We start from the raw sequence: 13263 nt of genomic DNA, 5'->3' as shown, positions 1-13263 counted from the left end.
TCTGGCAATATCGCGCCCTAGGGCTTGCCGATATACAGCCGAATGATGTCATCGATCTCACCGGACATTTTCATCCGCAACAAGGTGCGCAGGATGCGTTGCACTGGCACCTTGGGGTCATTACGTACATAACACCCCACCCGCTGCTCCTGCAGCACAGCAACACTTTGCAACTGTTGCTCCGGCAGCAAGCGCTGGTTGAACCAGTCCATCGTCCACTGGTTGCTCACCGCGTAGCGATAGCGTCCTGCCAGCAGCTTTTCCAGTACCTGTTCCTGGTTGCGCGCGTCTTCGCGGTCGAGCTTGCCGGCGTCGAACAGCGGTTGCAGGGTCGGGTAGACGTAGCCGCGCACCGTGCCGATCGACTGGCGCGTCAGATGGGCCGGGTCGGCGGAAGTCAGCGGGTCAGGGCGGCTCAGCAGCACATCGGGCTGAACCCACAGCGGAATGCTCCAGATATAGTCGCCGGACTGATTGGGCAGCCAGGACTGCGCGGCATAACAGCGCACATCGATCTCGCCATGCTCCATGGCGCTCTGCACCCGGGCCCGGGGCAGTACGTGAAATTCCGCAGGCACGCCCACCTGGGTCGCAAGGCTGAGCATCACGTCGTACAGGATGCCCTGGGTCGGGCGACCGTGCTCAAATTGCACCATCGGCATGGTCCAGCTGTCGGGCACCACGAAGCGCAGCGGCGCCTCTGCGGCCGCCCCGGTCAAGCTCACGAACAACAATGCCCCCAAGGCCAACCGCATAAAAGCTCCGGTACGTCTGAAACCTGAGCCGTTGAAAGCTCCCCCTCCCATGCATCTTAGCCAGATTAGACGAGGCATCGGATGCAATTTTGGCCTTGCTCCGCTAGCATTAGCCGCTTGTGTTCCTTCGTGGCGACGGTTTTCGATGAGTTATCAGGTTCTTGCACGTAAATGGCGTCCGCGCTCGTTCCGCGAAATGGTCGGCCAGACCCATGTGCTCAAGGCTCTGATCAATGCCTTGGACAGCCAGCGGCTGCATCACGCCTACCTGTTCACCGGTACGCGCGGGGTCGGCAAGACCACCATCGCGCGGATCATTGCCAAGTGCCTGAACTGTGAAACGGGCATCACCTCCACGCCCTGCGGCGAGTGTTCGGTGTGCCGGGAGATCGATGAGGGGCGCTTCGTCGACCTGATCGAGATCGACGCCGCGAGCCGGACCAAGGTCGAGGACACCCGCGAACTGCTCGACAACGTGCAATACGCCCCGAGCCGTGGGCGCTTCAAGGTCTACCTGATCGACGAAGTGCACATGCTCTCCAGCCATTCCTTCAATGCGCTGCTCAAAACCCTCGAAGAACCGCCGCCCTACGTCAAGTTCATCCTGGCCACCACTGACCCGCAGAAACTCCCTGCAACGATTCTTTCGCGTTGCCTGCAGTTCTCCCTGAAGAACATGACCCCCGAGCGCGTGGTCGAGCACCTGACCCATGTACTGGGTGTCGAGAACGTGCCGTTCGAAGACGATGCCCTGTGGTTGCTGGGTCGCGCCGCCGACGGTTCGATGCGCGATGCCATGAGCCTCACCGACCAGGCCATTGCCTTCGGTGAGGGCAAGGTGATGGCTGCCGACGTGCGAGCGATGCTCGGCACACTCGATCACGGCCAGGTCTACGACGTGCTGCATGCGCTGATCGAAGGCGATGCCAGGGCGCTGCTCGAAGGCGTGCGGCACCTGGCGGAGCAGGGCCCGGACTGGAATGGCGTGCTCTCGGAAATTCTCAACGTATTGCACCGTGTCGCCATCGCCCAGGCGCTGCCTGAGGGTGTCGACAATGGCCATGGCGACCGTGACCGGGTGCTGGCCCTGGCCCAGGCGCTGCCGGCCGAAGACGTGCAGTTCTATTACCAGATGGGCCTGATCGGGCGCCGTGACCTGCCGCTGGCACCGGACCCGCGAGGCGGGTTCGAAATGGTCCTGTTGCGCATGCTTGCGTTCAGGCCGGCCGATAAGGCGGACGCCCCGAGGCAGCCGCTAAAGCCAGTGGGGATCAGCCAGGCCACAGTTGATTCCGCAAATTCAGTGGCTGCCGCGCCGGTTGTTGCGCCGGTAGTCGCTACGGCAGTTGCACCTGTTGTTGCTGCACCCGTTGTTGCTCCAGCACCCGTTCCAGCGCCTGAGCCAGGTGCGCCGGTTGCGGCGCCAGAGCCAGTGGTGGAGCCGGTCGCCATCGAGGAGGTGGTCGACCTGCCATGGAACGACCCGGTCGAGCCCGAGGCCGTGCTGCAGCCCGCCGTCGAGCCGATGCTGGAGACCGCTGGCGAGCAGCCCGAATTACCGCCGATGCCGCTGCCCACGCCAGACAGCGTGGTGCCGGATGCGCCGGAGTGGGCCGCCGCGCCGATTCCCGAGCCGTCCGTGGCAGAAGTCGATGCCGCCACCCCGGGCACCGACCTGGACGACGAGCCGCCGCTGGACGAGGATTACATCGAGCCAGACATCGACTCGGCCTACAGCTACCTGGATGAGCTGGCCAGTGAACACGCTGCCGAGCCTGCGCCCGAGCCAGAACCCGAGCCGGCTGCCATGCCCGCCACCGGCTTGGCCTTGCAATGGCTGGAGCTGTTCCCGAAACTGCCGATCTCCGGCATGACCGGGAGCATCGCTGCCAACTGCACGCTGATTTCCGTCGAAGGCGACAACTGGTTGATGCACCTGGACCCGGCCCACAGCGCCTTGTTCAACGCCACCCAGCAGCGTCGCCTCAACGACGCGCTGAACCAGTACCACGGGCGCACGCTGACCCTGAGCATGGAGCTGATCAAGCCCGAACAGGAAACCCCGGCCCAGGCCGCGTCCCGGCGTCGGGTCAACCGTCAGCGCGAGGCGGAGGAATCGATCCATGGTGATCCGTTCATCCAGCAAATGATGCAGCAGTTCGGTGCGGTGATCCGTAACGATACTATTGAACCTGTCGAAGCCCTGGCCAGTCAGGGCTAATAACTGAAGGCGTTCGGCCACAGGTGCCGGGCGCCGTTTTAATCCAAGTACTTTGAGGTGATTCCCATGATGAAAGGTGGCATGGCCGGCCTGATGAAGCAGGCACAGCAGATGCAGGAAAAAATGGCCAAGATGCAGGAAGAACTGGCCAACGCCGAAGTCACCGGTAAGGCCGGCGGCGATATGGTCACCGTGGTGATGACCGGTCGTCACGACGTCAAGCGCGTGAGCATCGACCCAAGCATGGTTGAAGGCCTGAGCGAAGATGATCGCGAGATGCTCGAAGCCGTATTCGCCGCCGCCGTCAACGACGCCGTGCGCAAGATCGAAGCCAACAGCCAGGACAAGATGTCCGGCATGACCGCTGGCATGCAACTGCCACCGGGTATGAAACTGCCATTCTGATTCGCCAAAGCGCGTCGGTTGAGCTACAAAAAAATGCCAGGCGTTGAGCTTGGCATTTTTGTTTCTGCCGGTTGCTCATGTGCGACCGGCCCGCCGCCTTCGCGGGCAAGCCCGCTCCCACAGGGATTGAGGCGTGCTCCCGTTCATCGCGGGCAAGCCTTGCTCCCACAGGATAGAGGTAGTCCTGTGGGAGCGGGCTTGCCCGCGAAGCAGTCAACTCGGTCTACCTGACGAAATATCGAACGCCCCACCGCCAAAAAGGTCTGCTCCCTATACCCCCCCATTTAACGATCAAGGAGAAGCTCACATGCCAGATGCATTGACCCTCAACCAACGTATCGTCCTGGCCTCTCGCCCTGTAGGCGCGCCGACCCCAGAGAATTTTCGCCTGGAGCGCGAGGCATTGCCCGACCTGGCCGACGGTCAGATTCTGCTGCAGACCCTCTACCTGTCGCTGGACCCCTACATGCGCGGGCGCATGAGTGACGCACCTTCCTACGCTGCTCCGGTTGAAATCGACGAGGTCATGACCGGTGGCGCTGTCAGTCGAGTGGTGCGTTCGCTTAATCCGAAGTTCCAGGAAGGCGACCTGGTGGTCGGCGCAACGGGCTGGCAGAGCCATAGCATCAGCGACGGGCGCAACGTCATCCCGGTGCCCTCCGGCCTCCCAAGCCCGTCGATGGCCCTGGGCGTGCTCGGCATGCCGGGCATGACCGCCTACATGGGCTTGATGGACATCGGCCAGCCACAGGCCGGCGAGACCCTGGTGGTCGCTGCTGCATCGGGCGCAGTGGGCTCGGTGGTCGGCCAGGTGGCGAAGATCAAGGGCCTGCGGGTGGTGGGTGTGGCAGGCGGCGCAGACAAGTGCCGGTACGTGGTCGAGGAACTGGGTTTTGACGCCTGCATCGATCACAAGAGCCCGAGTTTCGCCGAGGACCTGGCATTGGCGTGCCCCAAGGGCGTGGACATCTACTACGAAAACGTCGGCGGCAAGGTCTTCGATGCGGTGTTGCCGCTGCTCAACGCCAAGGCGCGTATTCCGCTGTGCGGCCTGATCGCCGGGTACAACGCCCACGAAGCACCGACCGGTCCGGATCGCCTGCCGCAACTGCAACGCACCCTGCTGACCAAGCGCGTGCGCATCCAGGGCTTTATCGTGTTCGATGACTACGGTGATCGCCAGCCGGAATTCATCAGCGCCATGGCGCCGTGGGTGCGCGATGGCAAGGTGAAGTTCCGCGAGGACGTGGTCGATGGCCTGGAGAATGCCCCTGAAGCGTTCATCGGCCTGCTCGAAGGGCGCAACTTCGGCAAACTGGTGGTGCGGGTCGCTCAGGACTGAGCAATTGACGCTAAAGAGAGGCGCGGGTATAAACCGCGTCTCGTTGATTTGTCGGACGTCTGCCCATGAGCTTCAGCCCTTTGATTCGCCAACTGATCGATGCCCTGCGAACCTTGCCGGGTGTTGGCCAGAAAACCGCACAGCGCATGGCGTTGCAGTTGCTCGAGCGTGATCGCAGCGGTGGCTCGCGCCTGGCATCGGCGCTGAGCCAGGCCATGGAAGGCGTCGGTCACTGCCGGTTGTGCCGCACGCTGACCGAGGACGACCTGTGCCCGCAGTGCGCCGACACTCGCCGCGATGACACCTTGCTGTGCGTGGTGGAAGGCCCGATGGATGTCTACGCCGTGGAGCAGACCGGGTTTCGCGGGCGTTACTTCGTGCTCAAGGGCCACCTGTCGCCCCTGGACGGCCTGGGGCCTGAGGCCATTGGCATTCCGCAACTGCTGGCACGAATTGAAGAGGCGGGCACCTTTACCGAGGTGATCCTGGCGACCAACCCGACGGTGGAAGGTGAAGCCACGGCGCATTACATCGCCCAGCTGCTCAACAACAAAGGCCTGATCGCCTCGCGGATTGCCCATGGCGTTCCCCTGGGTGGCGAACTTGAGTTGGTGGATGGCGGGACGCTGGCGCATTCCTTCGCGGGGCGCAAGCCGATCGCTCTGTAACCTCCGCGATGGCGCCATCGCGAGCTCGCTCCCACATGTTTTGGTTGAAAACCAAGCAAGCGCTCGGTTAACTTCACTGGACCTTCAGTGGAGTTCGCCGATGCCTGCCTTCCAGGAATACTTCGATCCCAGCCACCAATTAGTCCGCGACAGCGTCAGACGATTCGTCGAGCGTGAAATCCTGCCGGACATCGACCAATGGGAAGAAGCCGAAAGCTTCCCCCGTGAGCTCTATCTGAAGGCCGGCCAGGCCGGGATCCTGGGCATCGGTTACCCCGAAGCTTTCGGCGGCTCACACGAAGGTGATCTGTTCGCCAAGGTCGCCGCCAGTGAAGAGCTGATGCGCTGCGGCTCCGGTGGTCTGGTTGCCGGTCTGGGTTCACTGGACATCGGCCTGCCACCCATTCTGAAATGGGCCAGGCCAGAAGTCCGCGATCGTGTTGTGCCCCAGGTGCTCAGCGGCGAGAAGATCAGCGCCCTGGCGGTGACCGAGCCGAGCGGCGGCTCGGACGTCGCCAACCTGCAAACCCGCGCCGTCCGCGAGGGCGATGTCTATCGGGTCAACGGCAGCAAGACCTATATCACCAGTGGCGTTCGCGCAGATTTCTACACCGTCGCCGTGCGCACCGGTGAGCCCGGCTTCGGTGGCGTCAGCCTGCTGCTGATCGAGAAGGGTACCCCCGGTTTTACCGTCGGCCGCCAGTTGAAGAAAATGGGCTGGTGGGCGTCGGACACCGCCGAACTGTTCTTCGATGATTGCCGTGTACCTGCAGGCAATCTGATCGGCGGCGAAAACATGGGGTTCGCCTGCATCATGGGTAACTTCCAGAGCGAGCGCCTGGCCCTGGCCTTGATGGCCAACATGACCGCCCAGCTGGCGTTGGAGGAAAGCCTGAAATGGGCACGTCAGCGCGAGGCGTTCGGCAAGCCCATCGGCAAGTTCCAGGTGCTCAAGCATCGCCTGGCCGAGATGGCCACTGCGTTGGAGGTTTCCCGGGAATTCACCTACCGCCAGGCGGCGAAAATGGCGGCTGGGCAGAGTGTGATCAAGGAGATTTCCATGGCGAAGAATTTTGCCACGGATACGGCAGATCGTATTACTAGCGATGCGGTGCAGATACTTGGCGGGCTGGGGTATATGCGCGAGAGTTTGGTGGAGCGGCTGTATCGGGATAACCGGATCCTCTCGATCGGCGGGGGGACTCGGGAGGTGATGAACGAGATTATCAGCAAGCAGATGGGGCTTTGAGGTTGGCGGTATGGCGACTGACGCCATCGCTGGCAAGCCAGCTCCCACAAAGATCCGCGTCGTATGCAAATCCTGCGCATGACAGATAACCCTGTGGGAGCGGGCTTGCCCGCGATGGCGTCGGAACAGGCGACTTACTTATCAGTCAACGCAAACTGCGTCAGGCAAAAAGTCGGTATCCCCATATCTTCCAGCTTCTGCGACCCACCCAGCTCCGGCAAATCAATAATCGCCGCCGCTTCATGCACCCGCGCACCCATGCGCCGGATCAGGTTGGCCGCTGCAATCAACGTCCCGCCTGTGGCAATCAGGTCATCAAACATCACCACCGAGTCACCCTCGCACAGGCTGTCGGCGTGCACTTCCAGGAACGCTTCGCCATATTCGGTGGCATAACCCTCGGCCAGCACATCAGCCGGCAATTTGCCTTGCTTGCGAAACAGCACCAGCGGCTTGTTCAACTGATAGGCCAACACCGAGCCAATCAGGAAGCCGCGAGCGTCCATCGCACCGATGTGCGTGAAGTCGGCTTCGACATAACGGTGGGCAAAGCTGTCCATCACCAGGCGCAGGGCCGTGGGCGATTGGAACAACGGGGTGATGTCGCGAAAGATCACGCCCGGCTTTGGAAAGTCGATCACTGGGCGGATCAGGGATTTGATGTCGAAGGAGTCGAAGACCATCGTAGAGGTGTCCTGGCAGGCTGCAAACGTCACAGTATAACGGCGGCTGAAGCGTTGCGCTCAACCGCCGTTGCCGTGATCAGCCTTCCAGGGAACCGCCGGCCAGGGCGCACAGCTGAATCGGATCGAGGATGTGGATTTCCTTGCCTTCAGCCGCAATCAGTTCGTTCTGCTGGAAGCGCGTGAACACCCTGGATACGGTTTCCACCGCCAGGCCCAGGTAGTTGCCGATTTCATTGCGCGACATGCTCAGGCGGAACTGGTTGGCCGAGAAGCCCCGGGCGCGGAAGCGGGCCGAGAGGTTAACCAGGAACGTGGCGATGCGCTCGTCGGCGGTCTTCTTCGACAACAGCAACATCATCTGCTGGTCGTCGCGGATCTCGCGGCTCATCACGCGCATCAACTGGCGGCGCAATTGCGGCAATTGCACGGCCAGTTCGTCCAGGCGCTCGAACGGAATCTCGCACACCGAGGTGGTTTCCATGGCTTGCGCGGAAACCGGGTGCTTTTCAGTGTCCATGCCCGACAGGCCGACCAGTTCGCTCGGCAGGTGGAAGCCGGTCAGCTGCTCTTCGCCACCATCACTGAGGCTGAACGTCTTCAGGGCGCCGGAGCGTACTGCATAAACGGAATCGAACGTGTCGCCCTGGCGGAACAGGAACTCGCCCTTTTTCAGCGGGCGGCCACGTTTGACGATGTCGTCCAGCGCATCCATGTCTTCCAGATTCAGCGAAAGTGGAAGGCACAGCGGGGCCAGGCTGCAATCCTTGCAGTGGGCCTGACCATGAGCGCGCAGTTTGACTGGCTCGGACATTTCTTCAATCCTTGTGGGAAAAACACACATAAGACGTAAGGGTAACCCACCAGAGGACTATCCGACCAGCACGCGGCGATTTGACCCAGGTCATTAGATCACCTTGGAAAACCGCTCGCGGTTGTGTTGTCCCAGATAACGGTCGAACACCATGCACACCGAGCGCACCAGCAATCGCCCGGCGGGCAGTACGGTGATGCGATCGTTGTCGAGCTCGATCAGGCCGTCCTTGGCCATCGTCTGCAATTGCGGCCAAAGTTCGCCGAAGTAGCCGCGAAAATCGATGTTGAATGCCTGCTCGATCTCGGCGAACTCCAGGCTGAAGCGACAAATCAGCTGCTGGATCACCGCACGGCGCACCCGATCATCGGCATTGCACAGCAGGCCGCGACTGGTCGCCAGTTGAGAAGTGGCGAGAGCGTTCTGGTAGAGATTCAGGTCGCTGCTGTTCTGGCTGTACAGATCGCCGATCTGGCTGATGGCAGACACGCCCAGGCCAACCAGATCGCAGTGACCGTGGGTGGTGTAGCCCTGGAAATTGCGTTGCAGGGTTGATTCTTCCTGGGCGATTGCCAGCTCGTCGTCGGGCAGGGCGAAGTGGTCCATGCCGATGTAGCGGTACCCGGCGGCGGTCAGTTGTTCGATGGTGCGCTGCAGCATTTCCAGCTTCTGCGCCGGGGTCGGCAACTCGTTGCTGTTGATCCGCCGCTGGGGCATGAAGCGTTCGGGCAGGTGGGCGTAGTTGAACACCGACAGCCGATCCGGCTGCAGCGCGATGACTTCCTCGACGGTGCGGGCAAAATTGTCCGGCGTTTGTCTTGGCAAGCCGTAGATCAGGTCGATGTTGATCGAGCGAAACTGCAGGGTGCGCGCGGCGTCGATCACTGCGCGGGTTTCCTCCAGGCTCTGCAGGCGATTGACGGCTCGCTGCACGGCAGGGTCCAGGTCCTGCAGGCCGATGCTGACGCGGTTGAATCCCAGTTCGCGCAGCAGGCCCATGGTTGACCAGTCGGCTTCACGCGGGTCAATCTCGATACCGTAGTCGCCGGAGTCGTCGTCGAGCAAATTGAAATGCTTGCGCAGTTGCGCCATCAGCTGGCGCAGCTCGTCATGGCTGAGAAACGTCGGGGTACCGCCGCCGAAGTGCAGTTGCTCGACCTTTTGTGTCGGGTCGAGGTGGCAGGCGATCAGCTGGATCTCCTGCTCCAGGCGCTGCAAATAGGCGTGTGCGCGGCCGCGGTCCTTGGTGATGACCTTGTTGCAGGCGCAGTAGTAGCAGATGTTCGCGCAGAACGGCACGTGCACATACAGCGACAACGGCCGCAGCGCCTTGCGGCTATCGCGCAGGGCATGGAACAGGTCGAAGCTGCCGATAGTGGCGTCGAATTGCGCGGCGGTCGGATAGGAGGTGTAGCGCGGTCCCGCCAGGTCATAGCGGCGGATCAGATCGGTGTCCCAACGAATGGCGTCGAGCATCATGCGGGCATTCCCCCGGATAGGCTGGCAGTGTTGGCGAGTCTAGGGGGTGGGGCAATGGGGCATCTTGATTTGCATCAAGAATGGAGAGTTGTCTCGCCGGTGCAGGCCCCATCGCGGGCAAGCCCGCTCCCACAGGGTATCGGTGTACGCAAAATGTGTGATCACCTGTGGGAGCGGGCTTGCCCGCGATGGGCGCGCCGCCGATTTAATGCCCCATCAACCAATGCTGATGCGGCCCCGGCAGGGTCCACAGCCCGAACAATATCACCAGTAACCCCCCGGCCATGCGCACACTGCGCTTGCGCAATAACGCGGTAACGCGTTCGGCAGCCAGCCCAGTGGCCAGCAGCACGGGCCAGGTCCCCAGCCCAAACGCGAGCATCAGCCATGCACTGTCCAGCGCATTGCCCTGGCTCGCCGCCCACAGCAACGTGCTGTAGACCAGGCCGCACGGCAACCAGCCCCAGAGGGCGCCCAGCAGCAAAGCCCGGGGCAGGCTGGAGACCGGCAGGAGTTTGCTGGCAACCGGCTGGATATGCCGCCACAGGCCGCGACCGAGGCTTTCAATGCGGGTCAGGCCGCTCCACCAGCCGGCCAGGTACAGGCCCATGGCGATCAGCAGCAACCCGGCAAGCACCCGCATGAACATCGCCGCCGGGCTGTTGGCCACCGCCCAGCCCGCCAGGCCGATCAGCAGTCCAGCGGTCGCATAACTGAGGATTCGCCCCAGGTTGTACGCCAATAGCAGCCGAAAGCGCCGGCTGCGCTGCTCCTTGGGGATCGCCAGGGTCAGGGCGCCCATCAGGCCGCCGCACATGCCCAGGCAATGACCGCCACCGAGCAGGCCCAGGATCACTGCAGACACCAGCAGGGGTGCCAATTCAAGCATGGGGCGGGGCCTTGTCTTCAGGCTTGTCCACGTGACCGCTGGCCTCGTCGACTGCAGCCGTGTGCTTGGGGTCCTGGTCGTCGAACAGAATGCTGTGGGCTGGGCCGTCGAGGTCGTCGTACTGGCCGCTGTCGACGGCCCAGAAGAAAATGTAGATCGCAATGCCCACGATCAGCAGCGCGGCCGGGATCATCACGTATAAGGCTGGCATGGGTTCACTCCATGCCCGCGCGGCTCAGGCCGGCAGCGGGCGGGTTTGTGGCGTGGCGCTGATGGCCGGCGCGCTCGGCAGGCGAGTCAGGCGCAGGGCATTGAGCACCACGGTCAACGAACTGATGGACATGCCGACCGCCGCCCACACCGGGGTGATCCAGCCGAGGGCAGCGAAGGGCAACATGAGGCCATTGTACAACCCGGCCCACAATAGATTCTCGATGATCACCCGCCGGGTCCGCCGCGCCAGGCTGAACGCCCGCACCAGCGCGTCCAGGCGGTTGGAGAGCAGCACGGCGTCGGCGCTGGTTTTCGCCAGGTCAGTGGCCGAGCCCATGGCGACACTGATGTCGGCGGCGGCCAGCACCGGCACGTCGTTGACTCCGTCGCCGAGCATCAACACCTTGCGCCCTTCGCGGTGCAACTGTTGCAGCACCTGCAGCTTGTCATCCGGGCGCAGGCCGCCCCGGGCTTCATCGATGCCCAGCTCGGCGGCGACGCTGGCGACCATCGGCGAACTGTCCCCGGACAGCAGCAGCGTGCGCCAGCCCCGGGCTTTGCACGCCGCCAACAGCGCCGGCGCATCGGCGCGCAGGCGGTCGTCGAGGACAAACCAGGCCAGGGGGGCATGCGCGTCGCCAAGCAGTAACCACTGGCCGGGTTCATCGGGCATCACCGGCACTGCTGCGCCACTCAGTTCGCAGACAAAACCCGGCTGGCCAATGCGCAGGCGCTGCTCGCCCACCAGGCCTTCGAGTCCCAGCCCCGGCGTGCTGTGCACTTCCTCGGCGGCCAGCGGCGCTCGACCAAACGCCCGCGCAATTGGATGTTCGGAACGGTTCTCCAGCGCCGCCGCCAGGCCCAGGCACTGGTCACTGTCGAGCGCACCGAGGGGGCGGATCGAACGCAGCGCCAGGCGCCCTTCGGTGAGGGTGCCGGTCTTGTCGAAAATCACCGTGTCGATCTGGTTCAGGCCTTCCAGCACATGCCCGCGGGTCAGCAACAGGCCCAGCTTGTGCAAGGTGCCGGTGGCCGCCGTGAGTGCCGTCGGCGTCGCCAGGGACAAGGCGCACGGGCAGGTCGCCACGAGCATGGCCAGCACGATCCAGAAGGCCCGCGATGAGTCCAGCTCCCACCACACCAGGCCGATCACGGCGGCAGCGATCAGCGACAACAGCAAAAACCACTGGGCGGCGCGGTCGGCGATTTCCGCCAGGCGCGGTTTTTCCGCCTGGGCGCGGTCCAGCAGGCGGACGATAGCCGACAGGCGCGTGTCCTGGCCGAGTGCCAGGACTTCAACGGTCAGCGCGCCCTCGACGTTCAGTGTTCCCGCGGTCACCGCATCGCCCAGGGTGCGCGATTGCGGCAGGTACTCGCCGGTGAGCAGGGACTCGTCGACGCTGGACTGGCCGTCGAGAATCCTGCCATCGGCCGGCAGGATAGCGCCGGGATGCACCAGCACCTGATCGCCCAGGCGCAATTCGCTGAGCAGGATGCGCTCGCTCTGGCCGTCCGCACCCAGGCGCAGGCACGAGGCAGGCAACAGGTTGACCAGTTGCGCGGTGGCGGCGGCGGTGCGCTCCCGGGCGCGGCGTTCCAGGTAGCGTCCGGCCAGCAGGAACAGGGCGAACATGCCCACCGCGTCGAAATACAGTTCGCCCACGCCAGTGATCGATGTCCAGATCCCGGCCAGGTAGGCGCTGCCGATGGCCAGCGAGACCGAGACGTCCATGGTCAGGTGGCGGGTGCGCAGGTCGCGCATGGCACCCTTGAAGAATGGCGCGCAGCTGTAGAACACGATCGGCGTGGTCAGAAACAGCGCGACCCAGCGCAGAATAGTGTGCAGCTCGGGGCTCAGGTCGATATTGAATTCGGGCCAGGTGGCCATGGTCGCCATCATCGCCTGGAACCACAGCAGGCCGGCGACGCCGAGTTGGCGCAGGGCCAGGCGGTTTTCGCTGGCCAGTTGTTCACTGGCGCGGTCGGCCTGATAGGGGTGAGCGGCGTAGCCGATGTGGCGCAATTCGCCGAGGACCTGGCTCAGGGGCAACTGCGCATCGGCCCAGCGTACATGCAGGCGATGGTTTGACAGATTGAGCCGGGCTTCGGCGACGCCAGGCAGGGCGCGCAGGTGTTTTTCGATCAGCCAGCCACAGGCCGCGCAACTGATGCCTTCCATCAGCAGGGTGGTTTCGGCCAGCTCGCCTTCATGACGCACGAACGGCGCCTGCACGTCAGCGCGGTCGTACAGCGCCAGTTCGTCCACCAGCTGCACCGGCAGGGCTTCGGGGTTGGCCGATGCTTCGCTGCGATGCTGGTAATAACTTTCCAGCCCCCCCGCCACGATGGCTTCGGCCACGGCCTGGCAACCCGGGCAGCAGAACTCGCGGGTTTGCCCCAGCACAATGGCGGTGAAACGGCTGCCGCCCGGGACGGGGAGGGCGCAGTGGTAGCAGGGGGTTGGTGTGGTCATGGGGGAAATCTAGATCTTCCGGGAGCTGCTGAGAACCCTGTAGGAGCGAGCTTGCTCGCGAAGAACGAATGA

Annotated in this window: 12 protein-coding genes; 5 read left to right on the top strand and 7 right to left on the bottom strand. The window is 63.3% G+C overall.

Features of this window, described 5'->3' with window-relative positions:
- Window positions 1-17: 17 nt before the first annotated feature.
- Window positions 18-755 carry a substrate-binding periplasmic protein gene (locus H7698_RS02680; RefSeq protein WP_194690489.1) on the bottom strand — a complete coding sequence of 246 codons (738 nt, stop codon included), beginning with the start codon at window positions 753-755 and terminating at the stop codon, window positions 18-20.
- 145 nt (window positions 756-900) lie between these two features.
- Between H7698_RS02680 and dnaX the strand changes: the two genes are divergently transcribed.
- The 5 genes from dnaX to H7698_RS02655 all read left to right on the top strand — a co-directional run bounded on the left by dnaX (window position 901) and on the right by H7698_RS02655 (window position 6640).
- Window positions 901-2976 (top strand): DNA polymerase III subunit gamma/tau, encoded by a 2076-nt coding sequence (gene dnaX, locus H7698_RS02675; RefSeq protein WP_194690488.1) that lies wholly within the window; start codon window positions 901-903, stop codon window positions 2974-2976.
- Window positions 2977-3042: 66 nt separating this feature from the next.
- Window positions 3043-3381 carry a YbaB/EbfC family nucleoid-associated protein gene (locus tag H7698_RS02670; RefSeq protein WP_028621409.1) on the top strand — a complete coding sequence of 113 codons (339 nt, stop codon included), beginning with the start codon at window positions 3043-3045 and terminating at the stop codon, window positions 3379-3381.
- Between the two features lie 307 nt (window positions 3382-3688).
- Window positions 3689-4723, top strand: coding sequence for an NADP-dependent oxidoreductase (locus H7698_RS02665; RefSeq protein ID WP_122838112.1), 1035 nt, complete (start codon window positions 3689-3691; stop codon window positions 4721-4723).
- A gap of 65 nt (window positions 4724-4788) precedes the next feature.
- Window positions 4789-5391 carry a recombination mediator RecR gene (gene recR / locus H7698_RS02660; RefSeq protein ID WP_045060282.1) on the top strand — a complete coding sequence of 201 codons (603 nt, stop codon included), beginning with the start codon at window positions 4789-4791 and terminating at the stop codon, window positions 5389-5391.
- A gap of 100 nt (window positions 5392-5491) precedes the next feature.
- Window positions 5492-6640, top strand: a complete 1149-nt coding sequence (locus H7698_RS02655; protein WP_194690487.1) for an acyl-CoA dehydrogenase family protein — start codon at window positions 5492-5494, stop codon at window positions 6638-6640.
- Window positions 6641-6774: 134 nt separating this feature from the next.
- Here H7698_RS02655 and H7698_RS02650 read toward each other — a convergent pair whose 3' ends face one another.
- From H7698_RS02650 to H7698_RS02625, 6 genes are all read right to left on the bottom strand, one after another.
- On the bottom strand, window positions 6775-7323 hold the full coding sequence (locus H7698_RS02650; RefSeq protein WP_045060280.1) for an adenine phosphoribosyltransferase: 549 nt from the start codon (window positions 7321-7323) through the stop codon (window positions 6775-6777).
- Window positions 7324-7402: 79 nt separating this feature from the next.
- The gene (fnr, locus tag H7698_RS02645) at window positions 7403-8137 is read right to left on the bottom strand and encodes a fumarate/nitrate reduction transcriptional regulator Fnr (protein ID WP_045060279.1); all 735 of its coding nucleotides are present in this window, start codon (window positions 8135-8137) and stop codon (window positions 7403-7405) included.
- A 93-nt stretch (window positions 8138-8230) separates the two neighbouring features.
- Window positions 8231-9613: an oxygen-independent coproporphyrinogen III oxidase gene (gene hemN, locus H7698_RS02640; RefSeq protein WP_194690775.1), complete on the bottom strand. Its 1383-nt coding sequence runs from the start codon at window positions 9611-9613 to the stop codon at window positions 8231-8233.
- 208 nt (window positions 9614-9821) lie between these two features.
- On the bottom strand, window positions 9822-10505 hold the full coding sequence (locus H7698_RS02635; RefSeq protein WP_122838114.1) for a sulfite exporter TauE/SafE family protein: 684 nt from the start codon (window positions 10503-10505) through the stop codon (window positions 9822-9824).
- A complete protein-coding gene (gene ccoS, locus H7698_RS02630; protein ID WP_045060277.1) occupies window positions 10498-10716 on the bottom strand; it encodes a cbb3-type cytochrome oxidase assembly protein CcoS in 219 nt (72 codons plus the stop codon). Before ccoS ends, H7698_RS02635 begins: the two co-directional genes overlap by 8 nt.
- Before the next feature lie 24 nt (window positions 10717-10740).
- The gene (locus tag H7698_RS02625; protein WP_194690486.1) at window positions 10741-13191 is read right to left on the bottom strand and encodes a heavy metal translocating P-type ATPase; all 2451 of its coding nucleotides are present in this window, start codon (window positions 13189-13191) and stop codon (window positions 10741-10743) included.
- Window positions 13192-13263: the final 72 nt, after the last annotated feature.

The sequence above is a fragment of the Pseudomonas sp. p50(2008) genome (genome assembly GCF_015351605.1).
Lineage (GTDB): Bacteria > Pseudomonadota > Gammaproteobacteria > Pseudomonadales > Pseudomonadaceae > Aquipseudomonas.
This window is presented reverse-complemented; position numbering and strand designations above follow the sequence as displayed.